Source organism: Rhizobium sp. WW_1, assembly GCF_003610155.1.
Lineage (GTDB): Bacteria > Pseudomonadota > Alphaproteobacteria > Rhizobiales > Rhizobiaceae > Rhizobium > Rhizobium tropici_A.
This window is the reverse complement of the sequence record NZ_RAIN01000009.1, coordinates 216,406-238,538: the sequence shown is the minus strand read 5'-3', so window position 1 is coordinate 238,538 and position 22,133 is coordinate 216,406. Positions and strand designations below refer to the sequence as shown.

Here is a 22,133-nt window from a genome sequence, read left to right as displayed (position 1 = left end):
TCTTACTACATTCCCGGCTACCGATCTGCACTCGTTGCGACCTGAGCCTGTGTCGTTCTGTCGATATGAGTGTCGTCGCGGCCGCCACCAGTAAACATGAAAATGGCGGCAAGCGCGAGCCTGCCGCCGATTCCACAGCGCGGATCAGAGCGAAGCCTTGACCTTGGTGGCGACGTCGGGCGAAACCCACTTGGTCCACATGTCGGGGTAGGTCTTGAGGAAGTACTTGGCGCCGTCCTCGTTGGTACCCTGATTGTCGGTCATCCAGGCGAGAACCTTGCCGACCGTGGCGTTATCCCACTTGCGGGTTTTGACGTAATCCATCGCGACGCCGGCCTTCGATGCGAAGCCCTTGGTCACGACTGTATAGACGTCGGAAACCGGATAGGAGTTCACCTTCGGATTGGCGCAATCCTGGATCGCGGTGCAGGCGTCCCATTCCTTCTTGTCATGCGGCACGCCGAAGCTCAGGCGAACCATGTCGTATTTGCCGAGAATGGCGGTCGGTGCCCAGTAGTAGCCGAGCCAGCCGGTCTTCTTTTCGAAGGCGTTGGCGATCGAACCGTCGAGGCCTGCGGCCGAACCGGTGTCGACCAGCGTGAAGCCGAGCTTGTCGGCGCCAAGGGCCTTATAGAGGTTCGTCGTGGAGATCTGGCAATTCCAGCCTGCAGGGCAGTCATAGACGGCGCCCTTCGACGGATCTTCCGGGGCGGGGAAGAGTTCGGGATGCTTCAGTGCGTCCTGAACGGTCTTGATGTCCGGATGGGCGTCGGCAAGGAACTTCGGAATCCACCAGCCTTCGACACCGCCGTCGCTGAGCAGCGGCGCTGCTTCGATCAGGCGGCCTTCGGATACGGCCTTGTCGAGCGCGGTGCGCACGGCGTTGACCCAGAGTTCCGGAGCGACGTCCGGCTCGCCCTTTTCGTCCATGGAGGTAAAGGTCGGCTGGGTATCGCCGGTTACCAGCGTGACGTTACAGCCATAGCCGTTCTGCAGGATAATCTTGTCGACCTGGGCGGCAACGCCGGCCGATGCCCAGTTCATTTCCGCGATGGATACGCTGCCGCAATCTGCGGCCTGCGCCGAGCCAGCCAAAGCATAGGCGCCGAATGCGAAGATGGCTGAAGCGAGAAGCTTCTTCATTTGATATCGTCTCCCAATTTTTCGTTACGTTGCGGAAATCGACTCCAAACGCTTTCGATTTCTGTCGATCCCCTTGTCAGCGCGGTTCAATTGCAACCGTTCATACGCCGCTGACGACGCCCGTACGGTTCCCTCTGCTGCCGTCGTGCATTTGGTCTTTTTGCGACCGCGCAATCCTGTCGCGGCCCGGCATTTTTTGCATCGACATTAGGCAGCGTAAGGATTTGAATGAAGAAATCAACAGCCCGCCGGCCAATTGAAGTTATCGCGCCTGTTGGAGAAGCTTAATTAAGCGCCTGAATTAGCCTGTTTTCTGCTATTCATGGCTGCAAAATGGACGTTGCAAGGCTTCGATGGCGTCCTGCCGCCAGGGCAAATTTAAATACCGCTGAAATATCGCGTCCCTAAAAGACGTTTTATGTCCTGTTTGCGTCGTTTGCGATTTCTCAACGCAGAGGAGAAAATTTTCAAAAAATTTTCAGATTCACTCTAATTTAAGCACTTAATAACCGTCCGGTAACGATGTCGGTTTATCAATCGATGCGTGGCGGGGGACATCCGCTGCCTCCCTGGATCAGGTATTGCGTACCGGGGAAAGCGAACCTTGCGGCGTATGTGCAGGGAAGCCGGCGTTTTTGGCAAACCGCGTTGATCTCCGGATCACGCGGTTTTCGCGCTTTAAAGGGTCCCATTTTGGGACGGCTTGCCATCCGCCGGAAGTGCAGCCGTCAAAGTCTCGTCTTGGCAGTGATCGAAAAAATAAAGCCGCCGATGCTGTCGCATGGCGGCTTTCATATGCTTGGATGCCGGCTTGACGCGATATCAGCCGACATTATAGGTGCGGATGAAGCCGACCGTGCCGAAACGCGTGTCGAGCTGCTGCAGGCGGCTTTCCGGGCGGCGTGCCGGGAGTTTGCCGTTCCAGGCGATCTGGATGGAATTCTGTCTGTTGAAGATGAAGAGCATTGGGGTATCCTCCGACCCGGACCGGCCGGTTTCGTTGTGTGTTTTCGCGATGGAGATAATCCTCTTCTGCGTAACTCACAATGGATGAAATCGTCATCCAATGTCGCAAACAGAGCATGTTTGAACGTGATGCATTTTTGTATCGTCATCGCGCTTTCGAGCGACCGTGGATCGCGGCAAAATCAAGGCAGAATCTAGCGTTTTCAGTGGCTGCGGCATTTCGAGGTGGTGGGGAATGACAAGAGCGATCATGCTGCAGGGAACCGGTTCCGATGTCGGAAAAACGGTATTGGTCGCGGGGCTGTGCCGGCTGTTCGCAAACAAAGGCGTCAGGGTGCGTCCGTTCAAGCCGCAGAACATGTCCAACAACGCGGCCGTTGCCGAGGATGGCGGCGAAATCGGCCGCGCCCAATGGCTGCAGTCGCTGGCGGCGCGCGTTCCTTCTTCCGTGCATATGAATCCGGTGCTGTTGAAGCCGCAATCGGAGACGGGCAGCCAGATCGTGGTGCAGGGCAAGGTCTGGGGCCATGCCAAGGGCAGGGACTATCAGGCACTGAAGCCGCAGCTGCTTGGTGCGGTGCTGGAAAGCTTCGCCGCGATGCGTGCAGGGACCGATCTCGTCATCGTCGAGGGGGCAGGTTCGCCTGCCGAGATCAATCTCCGGCGCGGCGACATCGCCAATATGGGTTTTGCGACGCGCACCAATGTTCCCGTGGTACTCGTCGGCGACATAGACCGTGGCGGCGTAATCGCGTCATTGGTCGGCACCTATCATATCCTGCCTGAAGAGGATCGGCGGATGATCCGCGGCTACCTCATCAACAAGTTTCGCGGCGATGTCTCGCTGTTCGGAGAGGGCATAGAGGCTATCGGCGGCTTCACGGGCTGGCAATGCCACGGCGTCGTACCGTGGCTGAAAGCGGCGGCGCGTCTGCCGGCCGAGGATTCCGTCGTATTGGAGCGGCTTGCACGCGGCTCCTCTGGCGCGTTGAAGGTCGCCGTGCCGGTGCTGTCGCGCATCGCCAATTTCGACGATCTCGATCCCCTGCGGGCGGAGCCAGACGTCGATCTCGTCTTTGTGAGGCCCGGCGAGCGTCTGCCTGCCGATGCGGGGCTTGTGGTGCTGCCCGGCTCCAAGTCCACGATCGGTGACCTCCTCGACCTGCGTGAGCAGGGATGGGATCGCGATATCGCCGCGCATGTGCGTCGAGGCGGCCGAGTCATCGGCATTTGCGGCGGCTACCAGATGCTCGGCCATACCGTCTACGATCCGCTTGGCATCGAGGGATCGGTGACCGAGACGCCCGGCTTGGGCCTATTGGACGTCGAGACCGAGATGGCGCCGGAAAAGACCGTGCGCAACAGCCTTGCGGTATCGAGGGAATATGACGTGCCGCTGTCCGGCTACGAGATCCATCTCGGCGTGACGCACGGCGCCGACTGCGATCGGCCCTCGACTGTCATCGACGGTAGGCCCGATGGAGCGATATCGCCGGACGGGCGCGTCATGGGCACCTATTTGCACGGGCTCTTCGGCAGCGACGCCTACCGGGCAAAGCTGCTGGCGAGTTTCGGCCTCTCCGGTGAACGAATGAATTATCGCGCCGGTGTCGATGCGGCGCTGGACGATATTGCGAGGGAGCTGGAAAGCGTGCTCGATCCCGCCTGGCTCGACAGCCTCGTGAGGTAGAGAATTTCCGTTTTTCCTCGAGTTACGAAACCGCTCTATCTCTTTGTTTATTCACGAATTCCAAACGGAAAGCCGCCGCGTTCTTTGCTGCTTTAGAGTTCGCCCGACACTTCCCGGCGGCGGCGGTCGAGTTCTTCGCTGTAACGACGCAGCGTATAGCTTTCCGTCAGCAGGCCAATCACCTTGCGCTCGATCAAGTCGTTGACCACGACGAGCGCTTCGCTCTTCGTCTGGTCGAACATGGCGGCGGCCTGTTTGGCGTTCATCTGTGGCTGCAGGAACTCGTTGCGAAGCCGGATGAAATCGGAAAGGCCGTGCTCTTCGTCGTCCTTCTCGACCGGGCTCGCATAGACGTCGGGGACAAGAACCATTCCGGAATACTTCTCGTTCTTGTCGACTAGGATGACGCGCTGGGCCGAGCCGATCGGGAAATTCTTGCGGAATTCCTCGATGCTCATGTCGATACTGCCGGTATGCACGTCGGGGCGCATCATGCGGGCGACGGTGAGATTGCGTATCCAGCCGACGTCGTGGGCGCTGCGGATGCTTTCGCCGCGCAGATGGAAGCGCCATGTGGCGAAGGAGTAGCCGAAGGTGGTGCGCACCACCAGGGAAGAGGTGATGACGGCGGCGAGCACCAGGGCGGTGATCGGGAAGTCGCCGGTGATCTCAAGCGCCAGGAAGGTCATGGTCAGCGGACCGCCGATGATTGCGACGGCGAGCGAACTCATGCCGACCACCGCATAGACGACCGGCGTCAGCGTGGCGTGATCGAAATAGGGCGCACAATAGGCGAAGATCTTGCCGAGCAGCGCGCCCATGAACAGCGAGGCGAAGAACAGGCCGCCTCTGAAGCCGGAGCCGATCGAAACCGCCGATGCCAGGGATTTCAGGATGAAGAGCCCGACCAGCGCGCCGAGTGTGACGTCCGTGGACAGATTGAGATGCAGCGCACCATGGCCAGCTGACAGGACCTGCGGCGAGATCAGTGCCAGAGATCCGACGACCAGGCCACCCAGCGCAGGGCGGAAGGGTGGTGCGATCGAGCTTTTGCGCGCGAGTTCTTCGACCCAGGCGACGCCCTGCATGATCAGGATGCCGATGCCGGCACAGAAGGCGCCGAGCAGGACCGCGGGAAGATAGTCCGCCGGGACGATGGCGCCGAAATGATCGATATCGATGGCGAAGTCGTCGCCGGCAAGCAGCCTTGCGATCATCGTTGAAATCAGCGCCGAGACGACGACAGGCGTTAGCGTCAGTATCGAATAGCTGCCGATGATCAGCTCGAAGGCGTAGAAGGCGCCGGTGAGGGGGGCATTGAAGGCGGCGGCAATCGCGCCGGCCGCGCCGCAGCCGACGAGCATGCGTAGATCCGCGCGGCGCATCTGCATCTTGTAGCCGAATTTCGAGGCGATGCCGGCGGCGATCTGCGTATAGCCTGCTTCAAGCCCGACGGAGGCGCCAAAACCGTTCGAGATCAGGTTCTGCACCGCAACGATGATGCTATCGGTGAGCGACATGCGGCCGCCATGCAGCGCATTGGCTTCGATCGGGTCGACCATCGGCTTTTTGCGCGTGCGCGACAATATGTAGAGCAGGATGCCGAGAATGATGCCGCCGGCGACCGGCGCGATGAACAATACCGATTTGTCGGGAATCGCCATTGCTGCCGAACTCAGGCGCTCATAATCCGTTATGCCGTAGATGACGCTGTGCAGCTTGCGCGAGATATAGCTCATTGCCGTCACGGCGCAACCGGAGGCTATTCCGACCAGCGCGCCAGCGAAAACGAGTCCCAACTCGCCACGGCGCAGCAATGCCCTGAACCGAGCGAGATCGAATAGGGCCGAAAAGACGCCGAGGCGTCGCGGTTGGAATTTCTGTAGCATGGGAAACGGACGATATGTTTTTACTCAATGTGAGGACTTACCCTCTATAAACTCCTAACATCAAAGAAATACGGCAAAAAAGCCGTTGGTTTTGCGGGAATTTTCCGCCGATTTCGCAATCAGGATGGCCAAGGTCGCATCCATGCCCTTGATTGACTTGAACTAAGTGAAAGCCTAATCATTGACGATATAACGAATGGTTCCCGAGCGGCGATCCGCCGCATGGGATGAAAAGGGAATGTGACGGGACGGACCCAAGCCGGGCGTTCTCATCACAGCCGACCCCGCGACTGTAGAGCGGTCAGGGTCTTTCGTCCGGTCTGAAGTCTAATCCGTCGATGGTTCGCATGGGGCGAGCGGGGCGGGCCAGGCTCAAACCGGAAAAGCCACTGGCGTGGCATCATGATCAACCAGGGCTGGACGCCTCCAATTCTACGAATCGTCCGCCTTTTCGTGATGGATTGCCGGGAAGGCGAGAGAGACCCGCTGGCGCACGATCGGGGGCGACCGGTTTCGGTCCGCCCCGTCGCGGCGCCTTATCCGCGAGCCAGGAGACCTGCCATGCGTGCCGGGCACAGAGCCTGTTCTGGGACGCAAGTTCCGCTGCCAGCACGGAGGTTGTCATGGCGCAAGACGAGTTTTCGGCGTGTAGACGCCCGTTTTCCGGTTCCAGCTATAGGCTGTCGACCCTCGCTTGTGCGTGGGAGCGGGCATAAGGCATGTCGTCTTCGACCTCCCGAGCCATTTTCGTCCTCGGTGGCGCGCGTTCCGGCAAATCCCGATTCGCCGAATCTCTGGTTTCGGATACAGGCCTTGACCGTCATTACGTGGCGACCGGGCAGGCATGGGACGACGAGATGCGCGAGCGCATTGCCCAGCATCGTTCCGACCGCGGCGATCAATGGCAGACGCATGAGGAGCCGATGGATCTCGTCACTCGCCTTGCGGCGATTGACGCGGAGCAGCACGCAGTGCTTGTCGACTGCCTGACGCTCTGGGTCACCAATCTGATGATGGCGGAGCGCGACATGGCGGCGGAGTTTGCCGCCCTGACTGCATTCTTGCCGACAGCACGATCAAGGCTCGTTCTCGTCTCCAACGAGGTGGGCTTGGGAATCGTGCCTGAAAATCGCATGGCGCGCGAATTTCGCGATCATGCCGGCCGGCTGCACCAGATGGTCGCGGCGGCGAGTGCTGAAGTTTATTTTATCGCAGCGGGCCTGCCGCTGAAAATGAAGGGTTGATGCATATGAACCAGGAAAAAATTCCCGCCACCGTCATCACCGGCTTTCTCGGAGCCGGCAAGACGACGATGATCCGCAACCTCCTGCAGAATGCCGGCGGCAAGAAGATCGCTTTGATCATCAACGAGTTCGGCGATCTCGGCGTCGATGGTGACGTGCTGAAGGGCTGCGGTGCGGAGAACTGCACCGAAGACGACATCATCGAGCTGACCAACGGCTGTATCTGCTGCACCGTCGCCGACGATTTCATCCCGACCATGACGAAACTTCTGGAGCGCGATGCGCGTCCGGACCACATCGTCATCGAGACCTCAGGCCTTGCGCTGCCGCAGCCACTGGTCGCCGCCTTCAACTGGCCTGACATCCGCACGCACGTCACCGTCGACGGCGTCATCACGGTGGTCGATAGCGCCGCCGTTGCCGCCGGCCGTTTCGCCGATGATCATGACGCCGTGGAAGCTCGCCGTGTCGAGGATGATTCACTCGATCACGAAAGCCCGATCGAAGAATTGTTCGAGGATCAGCTGACCTGCGCCGACCTCATCGTGCTCAACAAGACCGATCTGATCGATGGTGACGGTCTAGGCCGCGTCCGCGCCGAAGTTGCCTCGCGCACGGCCCGCAAGCCGACGATCATCGAAGCGAAGAACGGCGATGTGCCGGCAGCAATTCTGCTCGGTCTCGGCATCGGCACGGAAGACGATATCGTCAACCGCAAATCCCATCACGAACTGGAGCATGAGGACGGCACGCCGCATGACCACGACGAATTCGACAGCTTCGTCGTCGAACTCGGTCCGATTGCCGACCCGGTTGCTTTTGTCGATGCGCTGAAGGGCGCGATCGCCGAGCATGACGTGCTGCGCCTCAAGGGCTTCGTCGATGTTCCCGGCAAGCCCATGCGCCTGCAGCTGCAGGCCGTCGGCAGCCGCATCGACACCTATTTCGATCGCGCCTGGACACCGGGCGAAGCCCGCGCGACCCGGCTTGTCGTGATCGGCCTGCACGAAATGGACGAGACGATCGTTCGCAAGGCGATCGAAGCGCTGGCCTAAGGGAAGTCCATGCATCTCCTCCTGGCTCAGAAGGGAACGATCAGCGACGGCGAGGAGGCGATCGACCTTGGGCAGTCGCCCGGCGATATCGTCTTTCTGTCGGCCGCCGACACCGAGCTTGCGGCGATTGCCGCAGCTCACGGTGAGGGCGGCCGTTCCCTTCGGCTTGCAAGCCTGATGAGCCTGAAGCATCCGATGTCCGTCGATACCTATATCGATAGGACGGCCCGGCATGCGAAGCTGATCATCGTGCGGGCGCTGGGAGGAGCAAGCTACTTTCATTATGCGCTGGAGGCGCTTCATGCCTGTGCGGCGCGTCAGGGTGCGTTGATTGCTGTATTGCCGGGGGATTCGAAGCCCGATCCCGGGCTGACGCCGTTCTCCAATGTTGCGCTCGATGATCTCAATGCGCTCTGGGTCTATCTGATCGAGGGCGGCGAGGCGAACTCCACGGCATTTCTCGCTTACGCCGAGGCGATGCTATCAGGCGCCGAGAAGCCCATGCCGGCCGCACCCTTGATGAAGGCTGGTATCTGGTGGCCGGGCCGGGGCGTGATCGGCGTCGAGGAATGGAGGAGGGTTTCCGTTTCGGAGATGGCGGTCCCTGCAGGATTCGAACCTCCCACTGTGGCGATTTCGTTCTATCGCGCGCTGGTCCAGAGTGGTGAGACGAAGCCTGTCGAAGCCATGATGCAGGCGCTTGTCACCGAGGGTATGCGGCCTCTGCCGGTTTTTGCCTATAGCCTCAAAGATCCGGTCTCCGTCGGCATTCTCGAAAGCGTCTTTACCGAGTTGAAGCCGGGCGTGGTCATTAATTCCACGGGCTTTGCCGTTTCGGCGCCAGGCGCGGACCGCCAGCCGACGGTGCTGGAAACGGGTGAGGCTGTCGTTCTGCAGGCCATCTTCTCGGCTTCGTCGAAAGAGGCATGGGAGGCGTCCTCACAGGGGCTTTCGGCCCGCGATCTCGGCATGAACGTGGCGTTGCCAGAGGTCGACGGGCGCGTTCTCGCCCGTGCCGTGTCCTTCAAGGCCGCTGCCCGCTATGACGAAAGGGTTGAGGCCAATATCGTCGCCAGCGAACCGCTTGAAGATCGCATGCGCTATACGGCGCGGCTCGCCGCTAATTGGGCGCGGCTGCGTGATACGCGGCCGAGCGATCGCCGCGTTGCGCTTGTGATGGCGAACTATCCCAATCGCGATGGGCGCCTCGGCAATGGCGTCGGGCTCGATACGCCGGCCGGCACGATCGAGGTGCTGAAGGCGATGGAAGCGGCTGGCTATGGCGTTGCCGATATACCTGCCGATGGCGATGCGCTGATGCGGCATCTGGCGGAAGGCCCGACAAATTCCGGGCATGATGGCCGTGTCGTTCGCGAGACGCTTTCCTTCAGCGACTACAAGGATTTCTTCTCGTCGCTTCCCAAACAGATTCAGGATGAGATCACGGCGCGCTGGGGCGAGCCGGAGGCAGACGCTTACGCGCTCGATGGCGGCTTTGCCCTGCCGTTTACCCGCTTCGGCGAGGTGCTTGTCGGTATCCAGCCGGCGCGCGGCTACAATATCGATCCGAAGGAGAGCTATCACTCTCCCGATCTCGTGCCGCCGCACGGCTACCTCGCCTTCTATGACTTCCTGCGTCGCTCCTTCGATGCCCATGCCGTCATCCACATGGGCAAGCACGGTAATCTCGAATGGCTGCCGGGCAAGGCGTTGGCGCTTTCGGAGGTCTGTTATCCGGAAGCGATTCTTGGGCCGCTGCCGAACCTTTATCCTTTCATCGTCAACGATCCCGGCGAGGGCACGCAGGCCAAGCGCCGCACGAGCGCCGTCATCATCGACCACCTGACGCCGCCTTTGACGCGTGCTGAAAGCTACGGTCCGCTGAAGGATCTGGAGGCGCTCGTTGACGAATATTACGAGGCTTCCGGCGGCGACCCTCGCCGCATTCGTCTGTTGCGCAAGCAGATCCTCGACCTCGTCGCCGATATCGGGCTGGATCAGGATGCCGGCATCGCCAAGGGCGAGGGCGAAGACGAGGCATTGCGCAAGCTTGATGCCTATCTCTGCGATCTCAAGGAGATGCAGATCCGTGATGGCCTGCACATCTTCGGCGTTTCGCCTTCCGGGCGGCTACTGACGGATTTGACGGTGGCGCTGGCAAGAGTGCCGCGCGGGCTGGGCGAGGGTGGCGATCAGAGCCTGCAGCGGGCGATTGCTCGGGATGCGTTCGAGGGCGTGGAGAGTGCTGACGGTGTGATACCCCCCTCTGCCGCTTTCGCGACATCTCCCCCACAAGGGGGGAGATTGGTGGCTCGCGGCACGACATCGCCCCAAATTGCTATCGAATCCGCTGATGCGATTGGTGATGAAACAGGAGGGGCTGGCGGCATACTCCCACCGATCTCCCCCCTTGTGGGGGAGATGTCAGCGAAGCTGACAGAGGGGGGTAACTCTCCACGCAAACCATTCGACCCATTGGATTGCGACATGGCCGCCGAATGGGCCGGCCCGCGTCCCTCTATTCTGCAAAGTATCTCCGATGCCCCTTGGCGCACCCAGGGCGATACCGTCGAGCGCATCGAGCTTCTGGCCGCAGAACTCGTGGATGGCGAAACGGCATGCCCCGAGAGCTGGCCAAACACCCGCATGGTTCTCAGCGAGATTGCCTCGAAGCTCCAACCGTCCATCCTCGCCTGCGGCGACGCTGAAATCTCGGCCCTGCTCAAAGGCCTTGATGGTCGTTTCGTTCCACCGGGACCCTCTGGCGCGCCGACGCGCGGCCGGCCGGATGTCTTGCCGACGGGTCGGAATTTCTATTCGGTCGACAGCCGTGCCGTGCCGACGCCGGCCGCTTACGAACTTGGCAAGAAATCGGCCGAGTTGCTGATCCGCCGTTACGTTCAGGATCATGGCGAATGGCCCGTCTCCTTCGGGTTGACGGCCTGGGGCACGTCGAACATGCGCACGGGAGGCGACGATGTCGCGCAGGCGCTGGCGCTGATCGGCGTCAAGCCCGTCTGGGACATGACGTCTCGCCGTGTCACCGGTTACGAGATCATTCCGCCGGCCATGCTGCGGCGGCCGCGTGTTGACGTCACGCTGCGTATCTCCGGCTTTTTTCGTGACGCCTTTCCCGAGCAGATCGCCTTGTTCGACAAGGCGATCCGTGCGGTCGGCATGCTTGAGGAGGATGCGAGCGACAATCCGATCGCGGCGCGCATGCGTGGCGAGATCGCGCGGCTCGAAGCAGCTGGCCTAGACACCGCCTCTGCCAGCCGCCGCGCCGGCTATCGTATTTTTGGATCCAAGCCCGGAGCTTATGGCGCCGGTCTGCAGGCTCTGATCGACGAGAAGGGATGGGAACGGCGTGCGGATCTGGCCGAAGCCTATCTCGTCTGGGGCAGCTATGCCTATGGCGCCGGCGAAGAAGGCAAGGCCGAGCGCGGCGTCTTCGAGGAGCGGTTGCGGTCGATCCAGGCGGTCGTGCAGAATCAGGACAATCGCGAGCACGATCTGCTCGACAGCGACGACTACTATCAGTTCGAGGGCGGCATGGCTGCGGCGGCCGAGCAGCTCGGCGGCGCGCGCCCCTCGATCTATCACAACGATCATTCCAGGCCGGAAAGGCCTGTGATCCGCTCGCTTGAGGAAGAAATCGGCCGTGTCGTGCGCGGACGCGTCGTCAATCCCAAGTGGATCGATGGCATCATGCGCCATGGCTACAAGGGCGCCTTCGAGATTGCGGCAACGGTGGATTATCTTTTCGCCTTCGCTGCGACGACGGGTGCCGTGCGCAACCATCATTTCGAGGCCGTCTATCAGGCTTTCGTGGTTGATCAGAAGGTGCGGGATTTCATGGCGGAGAAGAACCCGGCAGCGTTGCGGGACATGCGGGAGCGGTTGCTGGAGGCGATCGATCGCAAGCTCTGGACGCCGAGAAGCAATTCGGCGCGCTTCGATCTGGAAAGCTTGAGCAAGGGCAAGGAGGCGGCGGCATGAGCGCGGTCGGCGAGTTGCTGGTCGCCTTTCGGGATTATCTGCAGTCGCGCAGCGATCCCTTGTTGCAGCATTTTATCGAAGGCTTTGACTGGCCGACCGAGGAGCGCGTGCTCGCGCCGAGGGATCTGCCTGTTGTCTCCCATCTTCGCGGGCTTGATCAGGTTGCCACCGGTGCGGAAGGGGCTTTGCTCGACCGGCTCTCCCACGCGGGGGATCGGCTGCATTGGGCCCAGACCTACAGTATTGGTGATTTTGGCGAGGATTTCCTGCAGCGATATGGCTGGGTCGAGCTGTTCGGCACGCGCGGGCATTTCGTGAGCGAGGAGATGGCTGGCGGCTTCCTATTGCTTGGCCCCGGCGTCCACTATCCGGATCATCATCATGTGGCCGAGGAGATCTATATCCCCCTGACCGACGGCTCCCTGTGGAGCAAGGACGCGCAGCCGTTCCTGCCGCGCTGGTCCGGTGAAATCATCCATCACCCCTCGAACATCCGCCATGCCATGCGCACGGAAGATGAGCTGCTTGTTGCGCTCTACCTCTGGCGCGGTGGGCCGTTGGCACAGAAATCGATCATATCAGGGAGAATGCAATGAGCGACGAATTGGCCGAAACCGGCGCGGACGCACCGAAGAACGACGATGCCCGCCACGCTGACAAGATGGCCAAGAAGAAGGCCGCGCGCGACAAAATCATGGCGACCAAGACCGATGAGAAGGGCCTGATCATCGTCCATACCGGCAAGGGCAAGGGAAAATCCTCCTCCGCCTTCGGCATGATTTTCCGCCACATCGCCCATGGCAAGCCGAGCGCCGTCGTGCAGTTCATCAAAGGGGCAATGTGGACCGGCGAGCGCGACCTGATCGAGAAGTATTTCTCCGATCTCTGCCAGTTCCATACGATGGGCGAAGGCTTCACCTGGGAGACGCAGGACCGCGCCCGCGACGTGGCGGCGGCATCCGCTGCCTGGGAAAAGGCCAAGGAGCTGATCCGTGATGAGCGGAATTCGATGGTGCTGCTCGATGAGATCAACATCGCGCTTCGCTACGACTATCTCGACATCAAGGATGTGATCGAATTCCTCCGGGACGAGAAGCCGTACATGACGCATGTCGTCCTGACGGGCCGCAATGCCAAGGAAGAGTTGATCGAGATCGCCGATCTCGTGACCGAGATGGAGCTGATCAAGCATCCGTTCCGCTCCGGCATCAAGGGCCAGCCGGGCGTCGAATTCTGAGCACTTGCCGGGCGTTCAACTGCAAGGCAGCATGGCCTTCAGGGCTTCCGCCGTCTGCGGGTTTGCGGGAAAGAAGGATTCGATCGCGAGTTCCGACAGAGTGACATCGACGGGTGTGCCGAAGACGGTCGTGGTGGATAGAAACGAGATATGTCCCGCCTCGGTGACAAGCTCTAGCGGCACAGCGATACCCGCAAAATCCCGTTCTGGAGCCGCCGATTTCGGCGCGGGCGGTGCGGGATAGGCCGACAGTTCCTCCAGCAATTTTGCCAGCACGGGATCGCCAGTCGCCGATATCTGCTGACGCAGGCGTTCCAACAGATGCGCACGCCACTCCGCGAGATTGGCAATGCGCGAGGCCAGGCCCTGTGGGTGCAGGCTCAGCCTGAGGACATTGATCGGCCCATCCGTCAGCGACGCATCGGTTACGCCGGCAAGCAGCGGCGCGACGGCGGCATTGGCGGCGATGATCGTCCAATGCCGGTCGACCGCGAGGGCCGGGAAGGGCTCGTGCCCCTTCAGGATGAGGTCGATAGCCTGTCGCGCCGGGGCAAGCGCCGGGTCGTCCAGCTTGCGCTCGGGAAAGACCGGCGCAAATCCGGCCGCGAGAAGCATCGGATTGCGTTCGCGCAGCGGCACGCCGAGCCGTTCGGCGAGATGCATCAGCATCTCGCGGCTTGGAAGCGCGCGCCCGCTCTCGATGAAGCTCAGATGTCGCTGCGATATATCGGCTTGAAGGGCGAATTCGAGCTGGCTCAGGCGTCGTCGCTGACGCCATTCGCGCAGATGGTCGCCGAGAGAGCGGGCAGGGTTCATCATGCGGCTGCCGGTAGTTGGTCAATGAAGCCGTGAACGGACTTCAGCCGATCCCCCTCGAGTATGGCGAAATCCGTGCCTTTGATCACTGGCTCGGCATCAGCCGGACCAAAGCCCCAGGAGAAGCGGAGATTGTCGCCGTGGCGGTCGCCATCGGTGATGAGCGTGAAGCGGAAGCCGGGGAAGCGGTCGTGCGCGGCCGTGACCAACGCGTGTATCTGCTCGCGATTGTCTGCGCGCATCATCGGGTCGACATAGCTGCAATTTTCAGTCCATGCCTGAGCAATGAGGGCATGTCGGCGCTCGGTATCGGCCTCGTTCCAGATGGCGATATAGCGGTCTGCAATGGTGTTCGCATCAGTCATCGGTCAACTCCTTTGGATCGCCTGAACCGTTCAGGCAGGGCGATCATCGGCGCGCACCGAAGCATTATCAATTACGTCGGAGGTAATCAAAGCCCGGATCTTACAGCCCAAGCCAGAGCCGTACGGGATGGGTGGGGTCGGCCAGCAGCTTCACCGCAAAGGCGATGCAGACGATGACCAGCAGCGGCTTGATCAGCTTGGCGCCGATACGCATGGCGAGCCGCGAGCCGAGCTGGGCGCCGAGGAATTGGCCGACACCCATCGTCAGGCCGACCTTCCAAAGGATGGCGCCGGAGAAGATGAAGACAATGAGGCCGCCGAAGTTGGAGCCGAAATTGAGCAGCTTCGTATGCGCCGTCGCCTTCAACAGGCCGAAGCCGGCAAGCGTCACGAAGGCGAGCATCAGGAATGAGCCGGTGCCGGGGCCGAAGGCGCCGTCATAAAAGCCGATCAGCGGCACCAGCGTCACGCCGAAGAGCCCGGCGCTCATGCGCCGATGCTTTTCGACATCGCCGAGATTGGGTTTCATGGCGAAATAGAGTGCGATGGCGATCAGGAGGAAGGGCAGGATGATGCGCAGGACTTCACTCGGCATGACTGTCGCAAGCATAGCGCCGAGCATGCCGCCAATGACCGCCATTGCTGCCATCGGAAGCTGTTCGCGAAGCTGGACATGTCCCTGTCTGGCATAGGCGATCGTTGCTGAAGCCGAGCCGCAGATCGATTGCACCTTGTTCGTGCCGAGAGTCTGCAACGGCGGAATACCGGCGAGCAGCATGGCAGGCACGGTGACCAGCCCGCCGCCGCCGGCAATGGAATCGACGAAACCCGCAAAGAATGCTGCGGCAAAGAGAAAAAGCAGAATCTGCAGGGTGATGTCTGGCAAGGCGAGAACTCTGAGGCGGGAAGTCAAAAGGCCTTCTGGCACTTCGACCGGCCCAAGGCAATCGCCCGCGGGACGCACCGCGCGAATTTGACGGCTCTTGAACGGATGGCTACACCTTTGTCATCGGTTTCTGCCGTCGGGAGCGATTATGACAACATATGCCAATTCGACCCGCCGCTATATTCTGGGGCTCGGCTGCGAGCGTGGCACGGACTGGAACGATGTCCGTGCGCTTGCGGAAAGAGCCTTTCAGGAGGTCGGGATCGGCAGCAGACAGGTTCTCGCCGTCGTGTCGATCGATACGCGCATGGACGAGCCGGCCATCCTTGCGACGGCGACACATTTCCGTCTTCCGGCGCGCTTCTTCACTGTTGAAGCGCTCGAGCGGGAGACGCCTCGCCTGAAGAATCCGTCCGAGCTGGTCTTTGCCCATGTCGGCTGTCATGGCGTTGCTGAAGCCGCGGCGCTTGCTGCTGCCGGCCCGGATTCGGAGCTCGTGCTTCCTAAGATCAAGTCGAGTTTCGCCACGGCTGCGATTGCCAGGGTCGTCTGAGCAGCAGATTCGCCACGCAATTCTCATAAATGAACCATAGGACATCGCGGCGGCATTTCGCCGCCCGCTGTTCTCGTGTATGCCGATAGGTCAAGCGCGATCCGAAGCGGGAGGAGATTTCCGAAAGATCAAGCTTATTCAGCATATTGGTAAGGAAAAATCATGCATAAGGTCATTTATGATACCGATCCGGGCGTCGATGATGCCATGGCGCTTCTCTTTTTGCATCGTCACCCGGATATCGACCTTCTCGGCGTGACGACGGTTTTCGGCAATGCCTCGGTTGATACCACGACACGCAACGCGCTGTTCCTGAAGCGCGAGTGGAATATTCCGTGCCCGGTCGCGCGCGGCGCCAGCGTCACTTTCGATCCCTCGCGGCATGAGCGCCCCTGGCCGACGATGGTTCACGGTCATAACGGCCTCGGCGACATCGATGTGCCCGAGACGATCGACCTTCCGGCCGATCCGCGTCCGGCCTATCAGTTCATCATCGACACTGTCCGCGCCAATCCAGGCGAGGTGACCCTGGTTGCCGTCGGCCGCATGACCAATCTGGCCTTGGCGGTGAAGCACGATCCCGAGATCGCTTCGCTCGTAAAGGGCGTCGTCATCATGGGCGGCAACTTCTATGTGCCCGGTAATGTCACCCCGGTCGCGGAAGCCAATATTCACGGCGATCCGGAAGCGGCCGATGTCGTCATGACGGCCGCCTGGAAGGTGGTCGTGGTCGGTCTCGACGTGACGTCGGTCACGACGATGAGCCGCAGCTATCTCGCCGATATGGCAAAGGCCGGCGGCCCTTCGGTGCAACTGCTGGCCGATCTGTCGCAATCCTATATCGATTTCTACAAGCATGCGGTCGAAGATGGTATGATGGTTCACGACAGCTGCGCCTGCGTCTATGTCGTCGCGCCCGAGCTGTTCGACACGATCGAGGGGTCGATCCGCGTCGTCTGCGGCGGCATCGCCGATGGCCAGACCATCATCAAGCAGGACGGCCGCCGCTTCCCGCCGGGCGATTGGGACAATCTGCCGAGCCAGATCGCCTGCACCGGCATTCGCTCGCAGCAGGTTCTCGACCTGATCCGCGACGTGATTCTGGGCAAGGTGAAGCATTGAAGCCTCGCGGAGGGAGCCGTTGCGCTCCCTTCGCATTCCTGTTTGCGCAAGGCACATTCCTATCGTCTTTTCATGCAGATAGTTGGATGTCTGGATATATTGAATCCGGAAGTCCCCCACGAATTGCTTCGCGTTTTTGCGACCCGTCGTCGCTGGCAAAGCCCATAGCGCTTCATCGCCGCATTTCGGACCTTCTGTCGCCTACTATCTCCAATGGAACGACATCAGGCTGCAATCGTCTTATCCCGTTCTCAACGTTGCAATTTCGGCCATCCAGGCATAGGACACATGGGATGAACGATACCGCTTTTTCCAACCTGCCGGTTTTGGAGCCGGGGTCTGTCTGGCTGGTCGGTGCCGGACCGGGCGATCCGGGACTTTTGACCCTGCTGGCCGCCAAGGCGTTGGCCGAGGCAGATATCATCGTTCACGATGCGCTCGTGAACGAAGATTGTCTCAAGCTCAGCCGCCCAGGCGCTGTGCTGGAATATGCCGGCAAGCGTGGCGGCAAGCCGTCGGCGAAGCAGCGGGACATCTCGCTGCGGCTGGTGGAACTGGCGAGGGCCGGCAAGCGCGTTCTGCGCCTCAAGGGTGGCGATCCCTTCGTCTTCGGGCGCGGCGGCGAGGAGGCGCTGATGCTCGTCCAGCACGGTATTCCCTTCCGCATCGTGCCCGGCATTACGGCCGGGATCGGCGGCCTTGCCTATGCCGGCATTCCCGTGACCCATCGCGACGTCAACCACGCCGTCACCTTCCTGACCGGCCATGATTCCTCCGGCGTCGTGCCTGACGCGATCGATTGGCAGGCGATCGGCAGGGGATCGCCCGTCATCGTCATGTATATGGCGATGAAGCACATTGCCCAGATCAGCGCCAATCTCATTGCAGCCGGCCGTTCGCCGGATGAGGCGGTTGCCTTCGTCTGCAATGCGGCCACACCTTCCCAGCAAGTCCTGGAGACGACGCTTGGGCGAGCGCCTGACGATGTCGAAGCCTCCGGCCTTGCGCCGCCCGCTATCGTCGTCGTCGGCGAGGTGGTGAAATTGCGGCCGTCGCTCGATTGGCTGGGCGCTCTTTCGGGCCGTACGCTGGTGCCGGCAGCTGAGAGGCCGGGCGAGAGCGGACACAGGGTGCCGGCATGAGCGGCCTTCTGATCGCTGCCCCCTCGTCAGGCTCGGGCAAGACCACGTTCACGCTCGGTCTGCTGCGGGCGCTGCAAGACAAGGGGGTTGCGGTCGCATCCGGCAAGGCCGGACCTGACTATATCGATCCCGCCTTCCACGCCGCAGCGGTCGGATCGGCCTGCCTCAACTTCGATCCCTGGGCCATGCGCGCCGAACTCATTTCCGCCAATGCCGCGCTTCATCGCGCTGGCGGGCGGATGCTTGTCATCGAGGGGATGATGGGTCTCTTCGACGGCGCTGCCGATGGTACGGGTACGCCGGCCGATCTTGCAGCCTTGCTCGGCCTTTCCGTCGTGCTTGTCGTCGATTGCTCGCGCATGTCGCAATCGGTTGCCGCCGTCGTCAGCGGTTTTGCCAATTTTCGCGCCGATATCCGCATCGCTGGCGTTGTCCTCAACCGCGTTGCCAGCGACAGGCACGAGACGATGCTGCGTCGGGCGCTGAATGCGGTGCGGATGCCCGTCGTCGCGGTCATTCGCAGCGATGCCGGCCTGACATTGCCGGAGCGGCATCTCGGGCTGGTGCAGGCGGCGGAGCATGGAGCGCTGGAGCAGTTTATCGAAGCGGCTGCCGAGACCGTATCGAGGGCGTGCGATTTCGAACTGCTTTTGCGCGCGGCGCATCGGCATGTCGTCCGCCCCTCCGTGGCGAATATTGCGCGCCTGATGCCGTTCGGCCAGCGCATTGCTGTGGCGCGGGATATCGCTTTCGCCTTCTGTTACGAGCACATGCTGCTCGGCTGGAGGCGGCGCGGCGCGGAAATATCCTTCTTTTCTCCCCTCGCGGACGAGGCGCCTCCGGCCGATGCCGATGCCGTTTATCTGCCCGGCGGCTATCCGGAACTGCATGCCGGAAAGCTTGCCGCCGCGAAGCATTTCCAGGATGGCGTGAAGGCGGCTGCAGAGCGCGGCGCGCGCATCTATGGCGAGTGCGGTGGATACATGGTGCTCGGTGACGGGCTTGTCGATGCGGCCGGCACCCGTCACGGGATGCTCGGGCTCTTGCCCGTCGTCACCAGCTACGAAAAGCGGCAGCGCCATCTTGGCTATCGGCGTCTGGTGCCACTTGCGGGCTCCTTCTTCGAGAAGCCGATGACTGCGCACGAGTTTCATTATTCGACCATCGTATCCGAAGGCAAGGCGGACCGCTTGTTTGCCGTCAGGGATGCGCTTGATGTCGATCTGGGCGAGGCCGGCCTGCAACGGGGCAATGTCGCGGGTTCCTACATGCATCTGATCGATCTTGCTGGCGAGGCCGCATGACGAACAGGATCGTTCATGGCGGCGGCATCACTGCGGCGGCACGTCAATATGGCGGGCGTCCGGAGGAGTGGCTGGACCTGTCGACGGGCATCAATCCCAATCCGGTCTCCTTGCCCGAGATCCCTATTGCGGCATGGCATCGCTTGCCCGATCAGCATTTGCAGGAGCGGGCGCGGGCGGCGGCGAGAGGCCATTATCGCAGCGGCGATATCCTGCCATTGCCTGTTCCAGGCACGCAGTCGGTCATTCAATTGCTTCCAAGGCTCGTGCCCGGCGGCAACGTTGCGATCCTCTCCCCGACCTATGGCGAGTATGCGAGGGCTTTCACGCTTGCGGGGCTGCAGGTTCGTCAGGTTTCGGCGATTGCCGAACTCACCGCCGATGACAGGCTGGTCGTTGCAGTCAATCCCAACAATCCCGATGGGCGCGTGCTGTCCATCGAGCAGTTGCGCGAACTGCATGACAGGCAACGCGAACAGGGCGGCATCCTTCTGGTCGATGAGGCTTTTGGGGATATCGAGCCGGCGGCAAGCGTGGCGCCTTTCGCCGCTTCGATGCCGAACCTCATCATCTTCCGCTCGTTTGGAAAGTTTTTCGGCCTGGCCGGCCTGCGGCTCGGCTTTGTGATTGCCGAAGCCTCGATCATGACCCGTTTCGAAGATTGGCTCGGCCCCTGGGCGGTTTCCGGCCCGGCACTTTCGATTGCCGCTTCCCTCATGGAAAGCGACACAAACGGCATCCGCGACCACATTCTTCAACGGCATTCGGCGCTGGAGACGGTTCTCCGGCGCTCCAAGCTGCGTGTCGCGGGAGGCACTCCCCTGTTTGCACTGGTTGCGGACGACCGCGCCGAGGGCATATATACGCATCTCTGCCGTCATCATATTCTGGTTCGCAAGTTCGATTATGCGCGCAATTGGCTGCGTTTCGGGCTGGCTCCGGACGAGGGGGCGGACGAAAGACTCGCCGGGGTATTAGAGGAATATTCGACATGACCGCCGACGAACATCTGCTCATTCTGGTGCTTGCCTTGCTGCTCGACCGCATCGTCGGCGACCCCGACTGGCTCTGGCAGCGCTTTCCGCATCCGGTCGTACTGTTCGGCAAAGCGATCTCGTCTTTCGATCGCAGGTTCAATGCAAAGCACCTGCCCGGAGTGCTGCGCCGCCGCAATGGGGTCATGTCGATCGTGGCGTTGCTGATGGGAGCAGTTATCGTCGGCTGGGCCATTCATGGATTTCTCGCCTTCTTCGGCTGGCTCGGCATTTTGGTCGAGGCCGGGTTGGTGGCGGTTTTCATGGCGCAGAAGAGCCTCGCCGATCACGTGGGCGAGGTATCGCGGGCGCTCCGTGCCGATGGTCTGGAGGGCGGGCGCCTTGCCGTTTCGCGGATCGTCGGCCGCGATCCGGAGACGCTGGACGAGCCGGGTATCTGCCGCGCGGCCATCGAAAGCCTTGCCGAAAACTTTTCCGACGGCGTGGTTGCCCCGGCCCTGTGGTACGGAGTTTTCGGGCTGCCGGGCCTGTTCTTCTACAAGATGCTGAATACCGCCGATTCGATGATCGGCCACAAATCCGAGACCTATGTCGATTTCGGCCGCGCCGCCGCGCGCCTCGACGATATCGCCAATTGGCCGGCCGCACGCTTGTCGATCCTGCTGATCGCCGCCGGCGCTCTGATCAAGCGGGGGATCTCCGCGCTTGGAAATGCGATCCGCATCGCGGTGCGCGATGGCGGGCTGCACCGCTCGCCCAATTCCGGCAGGCCGGAAGCGGCCATGGCCGGCGCACTCGATATCCAGCTCGCGGGGCCACGAATCTATGGTGGCGAGCTCGTGCGCGAGCCGATGATCAACGGCGCCGGCCGGGATACGGCGACCGTCAGCGACATCGAGGCGGGCATTTCGATCTTCTATTGCGCCTGCTCGATGCTGACGCTTCTCGCCTTCCTGGGCTTCCTGCTGCTGCTGTGAGTGTCTCCAAATTAAGCAATCGCTCACTATGTGTATTAATTTGGTATAATTAGCATAGCGATACACTCTCTCATCGTCTGAATTGCTTCAAGAGGAAGCAAACAGTCGGAGGGGACAAGATGAAACGTATCGCATTAGCAGTAACGGCATGTCTATGTGCGCAGCTTCACGCGGTTTCGGCCCATGCCGGAACAGTTGTTGCAGTTGTCGATCTTCGATCGCAAACAATGACCGTTTCGGAGGATGGAGCCCTCAAGTATCGCTGGCGGGTATCGACGGCGCGCAGAGGTTATGTGACGCCGATCGGCTCCTATACGGCCAAATGGCTGTCGAAGGATCATCGCTCGAAGAAATATGACGACGCGCCGATGCCCTACGCCGTGTTCTTCAATGGTGGCTATGCCATTCATGGTACCTATGAGGTGCGGCAGCTCGGCCGGCCGGCATCGCACGGTTGCGTGCGGCTCGATACCCGCAATGCCGCCACCTTCTTCGCGATGGCATCGGATGCGGGGCTCCACAATACGCGTATCGTGATCAGCGAGTGATCTCTGGCGAAAGGGCATGTTTCGTCGTCGGGGTTCGGCCGCAATGCTGCCGCATCTCGCGTCCATGCCGCGCGCAATTCCGTAATTGTGACGCGACTGTCATTTTGCTGTTTGGGCAACAGTGGCTCGCCAAATTGCCGGGGTTTCTGGTGGAAACCATTGGCTTTTGGAATGGATTTCCCTATGAGGGGGATTGAATTAT

The 22,133-nt window shown here is 61.1% G+C and carries 19 protein-coding genes and 1 riboswitch; of the genes, 13 read left to right on the top strand and 6 right to left on the bottom strand.

All coding sequences use genetic code 11. From position 1 onward, the window contains the following. Positions 1-144: 144 nt before the first annotated feature. On the bottom strand, positions 145-1,143 hold the full coding sequence (locus BJ928_RS25375) for an ABC transporter substrate-binding protein (protein WP_047632888.1): 999 nt from the start codon (positions 1,141-1,143) through the stop codon (positions 145-147). Between the two features lie 822 nt (positions 1,144-1,965). Beyond that, entirely contained in the window at positions 1,966-2,109 is a 144-nt protein-coding gene (locus BJ928_RS38895) for a hypothetical protein (RefSeq protein ID WP_183079450.1), read from the bottom strand. A 235-nt stretch (positions 2,110-2,344) separates the two neighbouring features. On the opposite strand from BJ928_RS38895, the gene BJ928_RS25370 reads away from it, so the two are divergent. Next, on the top strand, positions 2,345-3,799 hold the full coding sequence (locus tag BJ928_RS25370) for a cobyric acid synthase (RefSeq protein ID WP_047632890.1): 1,455 nt from the start codon (positions 2,345-2,347) through the stop codon (positions 3,797-3,799). Positions 3,800-3,891: 92 nt separating this feature from the next. Here the strand turns inward: BJ928_RS25370 and BJ928_RS25365 are convergent, their stop codons facing one another. After that, positions 3,892-5,688 carry a chloride channel protein gene (locus BJ928_RS25365; RefSeq protein ID WP_047632891.1) on the bottom strand — a complete coding sequence of 599 codons (1,797 nt, stop codon included), beginning with the start codon at positions 5,686-5,688 and terminating at the stop codon, positions 3,892-3,894. A gap of 180 nt (positions 5,689-5,868) precedes the next feature. Continuing rightward, positions 5,869-6,267, top strand: a riboswitch (cobalamin riboswitch). Positions 6,268-6,407: 140 nt separating this feature from the next. Here BJ928_RS25365 and cobU point away from each other — a divergent pair. Genes cobU through cobO form a run of 5 tightly spaced genes read left to right on the top strand, consistent with a single transcriptional unit; the run spans position 6,408 to position 13,223 of the window. Beyond that, positions 6,408-6,932 carry a bifunctional adenosylcobinamide kinase/adenosylcobinamide-phosphate guanylyltransferase gene (cobU, locus tag BJ928_RS25360; RefSeq protein WP_047632893.1) on the top strand — a complete coding sequence of 175 codons (525 nt, stop codon included), beginning with the start codon at positions 6,408-6,410 and terminating at the stop codon, positions 6,930-6,932. Between the two features lie 5 nt (positions 6,933-6,937). Continuing rightward, positions 6,938-7,987, top strand: coding sequence for a cobalamin biosynthesis protein CobW (cobW, locus tag BJ928_RS25355; protein WP_047633216.1), 1,050 nt, complete (start codon positions 6,938-6,940; stop codon positions 7,985-7,987). 9 nt (positions 7,988-7,996) lie between these two features. Further along, positions 7,997-11,986, top strand: coding sequence for a cobaltochelatase subunit CobN (gene cobN, locus BJ928_RS25350; protein WP_047632894.1), 3,990 nt, complete (start codon positions 7,997-7,999; stop codon positions 11,984-11,986). Further along, positions 11,983-12,582 carry a dimethylsulfonioproprionate lyase family protein gene (locus tag BJ928_RS25345; protein ID WP_047632896.1) on the top strand — a complete coding sequence of 200 codons (600 nt, stop codon included), beginning with the start codon at positions 11,983-11,985 and terminating at the stop codon, positions 12,580-12,582. The genes cobN and BJ928_RS25345 overlap by 4 nt, the downstream gene beginning before the upstream one ends. Continuing rightward, on the top strand, positions 12,579-13,223 hold the full coding sequence (cobO, locus tag BJ928_RS25340) for a cob(I)yrinic acid a,c-diamide adenosyltransferase (RefSeq protein ID WP_047632897.1): 645 nt from the start codon (positions 12,579-12,581) through the stop codon (positions 13,221-13,223). Before BJ928_RS25345 ends, cobO begins: the two co-directional genes overlap by 4 nt. A 15-nt stretch (positions 13,224-13,238) precedes the next feature. Here cobO and BJ928_RS25335 read toward each other — a convergent pair whose 3' ends face one another. The 3 genes from BJ928_RS25335 to BJ928_RS25325 all read right to left on the bottom strand — a co-directional run bounded on the left by BJ928_RS25335 (position 13,239) and on the right by BJ928_RS25325 (position 15,290). Beyond that, a complete protein-coding gene (locus BJ928_RS25335) occupies positions 13,239-14,042 on the bottom strand; it encodes a helix-turn-helix transcriptional regulator (RefSeq protein WP_047632899.1) in 804 nt (267 codons plus the stop codon). Next, complete coding sequence (locus BJ928_RS25330; RefSeq protein WP_047632901.1) at positions 14,039-14,404, bottom strand: nuclear transport factor 2 family protein; 366 nt, start codon at positions 14,402-14,404, stop codon at positions 14,039-14,041. Before BJ928_RS25330 ends, BJ928_RS25335 begins: the two co-directional genes overlap by 4 nt. Positions 14,405-14,504: 100 nt before the next feature. Beyond that, complete coding sequence (locus BJ928_RS25325) at positions 14,505-15,290, bottom strand: TSUP family transporter (protein ID WP_047633217.1); 786 nt, start codon at positions 15,288-15,290, stop codon at positions 14,505-14,507. A 148-nt stretch (positions 15,291-15,438) separates the two neighbouring features. On the opposite strand from BJ928_RS25325, the gene BJ928_RS25320 reads away from it, so the two are divergent. From BJ928_RS25320 to BJ928_RS25290, 7 genes are all read left to right on the top strand, one after another. Further along, positions 15,439-15,843: a cobalamin biosynthesis protein gene (locus tag BJ928_RS25320; RefSeq protein WP_047632903.1), complete on the top strand. Its 405-nt coding sequence runs from the start codon at positions 15,439-15,441 to the stop codon at positions 15,841-15,843. 162 nt (positions 15,844-16,005) lie between these two features. Continuing rightward, positions 16,006-16,965: a nucleoside hydrolase gene (locus BJ928_RS25315; RefSeq protein WP_047632905.1), complete on the top strand. Its 960-nt coding sequence runs from the start codon at positions 16,006-16,008 to the stop codon at positions 16,963-16,965. A gap of 293 nt (positions 16,966-17,258) precedes the next feature. Beyond that, positions 17,259-18,107, top strand: a complete 849-nt coding sequence (cobA, locus tag BJ928_RS25310) for a uroporphyrinogen-III C-methyltransferase (protein ID WP_047632906.1) — start codon at positions 17,259-17,261, stop codon at positions 18,105-18,107. Next, entirely contained in the window at positions 18,104-19,411 is a 1,308-nt protein-coding gene (locus tag BJ928_RS25305) for a cobyrinate a,c-diamide synthase (protein ID WP_047632908.1), read from the top strand. Before cobA ends, BJ928_RS25305 begins: the two co-directional genes overlap by 4 nt. After that, a complete protein-coding gene (cobD, locus tag BJ928_RS25300; protein ID WP_047632910.1) occupies positions 19,408-20,406 on the top strand; it encodes a threonine-phosphate decarboxylase CobD in 999 nt (332 codons plus the stop codon). Before BJ928_RS25305 ends, cobD begins: the two co-directional genes overlap by 4 nt. Continuing rightward, positions 20,403-21,383, top strand: a complete 981-nt coding sequence (cbiB, locus tag BJ928_RS25295) for an adenosylcobinamide-phosphate synthase CbiB (protein ID WP_047632912.1) — start codon at positions 20,403-20,405, stop codon at positions 21,381-21,383. The genes cobD and cbiB overlap by 4 nt, the downstream gene beginning before the upstream one ends. Before the next feature lie 119 nt (positions 21,384-21,502). After that, positions 21,503-21,931 carry a L,D-transpeptidase gene (locus BJ928_RS25290; protein ID WP_047632914.1) on the top strand — a complete coding sequence of 143 codons (429 nt, stop codon included), beginning with the start codon at positions 21,503-21,505 and terminating at the stop codon, positions 21,929-21,931. Positions 21,932-22,133 lie beyond the last annotated feature (202 nt).

What these genes read in the sequence shown, in the direction of transcription:
- BJ928_RS25375 (WP_047632888.1), bottom strand. Translation starts at nt 1,143, where the DNA reads ATGAAGAAGCTTCTCGCTTCAGCCATCTTCGCATTCGGCGCCTATGCT.
- BJ928_RS38895 (WP_183079450.1), bottom strand. Translation starts at nt 2,109, where the DNA reads ATGCTCTTCATCTTCAACAGACAGAATTCCATCCAGATCGCCTGGAAC.
- BJ928_RS25370 (WP_047632890.1), top strand. Translation starts at nt 2,345, where the DNA reads ATGACAAGAGCGATCATGCTGCAGGGAACCGGTTCCGATGTCGGAAAA.
- BJ928_RS25365 (WP_047632891.1), bottom strand. Translation starts at nt 5,688, where the DNA reads ATGCTACAGAAATTCCAACCGCGACGCCTCGGCGTCTTTTCGGCCCTA.
- cobU (WP_047632893.1), top strand. Translation starts at nt 6,408, where the DNA reads ATGTCGTCTTCGACCTCCCGAGCCATTTTCGTCCTCGGTGGCGCGCGT.
- cobW (WP_047633216.1), top strand. Translation starts at nt 6,938, where the DNA reads ATGAACCAGGAAAAAATTCCCGCCACCGTCATCACCGGCTTTCTCGGA.
- cobN (WP_047632894.1), top strand. Translation starts at nt 7,997, where the DNA reads ATGCATCTCCTCCTGGCTCAGAAGGGAACGATCAGCGACGGCGAGGAG.
- BJ928_RS25345 (WP_047632896.1), top strand. Translation starts at nt 11,983, where the DNA reads ATGAGCGCGGTCGGCGAGTTGCTGGTCGCCTTTCGGGATTATCTGCAG.
- cobO (WP_047632897.1), top strand. Translation starts at nt 12,579, where the DNA reads ATGAGCGACGAATTGGCCGAAACCGGCGCGGACGCACCGAAGAACGAC.
- BJ928_RS25335 (WP_047632899.1), bottom strand. Translation starts at nt 14,042, where the DNA reads ATGATGAACCCTGCCCGCTCTCTCGGCGACCATCTGCGCGAATGGCGT.
- BJ928_RS25330 (WP_047632901.1), bottom strand. Translation starts at nt 14,404, where the DNA reads ATGACTGATGCGAACACCATTGCAGACCGCTATATCGCCATCTGGAAC.
- BJ928_RS25320 (WP_047632903.1), top strand. Translation starts at nt 15,439, where the DNA reads ATGACAACATATGCCAATTCGACCCGCCGCTATATTCTGGGGCTCGGC.
- BJ928_RS25315 (WP_047632905.1), top strand. Translation starts at nt 16,006, where the DNA reads ATGCATAAGGTCATTTATGATACCGATCCGGGCGTCGATGATGCCATG.
- cobA (WP_047632906.1), top strand. Translation starts at nt 17,259, where the DNA reads ATGAACGATACCGCTTTTTCCAACCTGCCGGTTTTGGAGCCGGGGTCT.
- BJ928_RS25305 (WP_047632908.1), top strand. Translation starts at nt 18,104, where the DNA reads ATGAGCGGCCTTCTGATCGCTGCCCCCTCGTCAGGCTCGGGCAAGACC.
- cobD (WP_047632910.1), top strand. Translation starts at nt 19,408, where the DNA reads ATGACGAACAGGATCGTTCATGGCGGCGGCATCACTGCGGCGGCACGT.
- cbiB (WP_047632912.1), top strand. Translation starts at nt 20,403, where the DNA reads ATGACCGCCGACGAACATCTGCTCATTCTGGTGCTTGCCTTGCTGCTC.
- BJ928_RS25290 (WP_047632914.1), top strand. Translation starts at nt 21,503, where the DNA reads ATGAAACGTATCGCATTAGCAGTAACGGCATGTCTATGTGCGCAGCTT.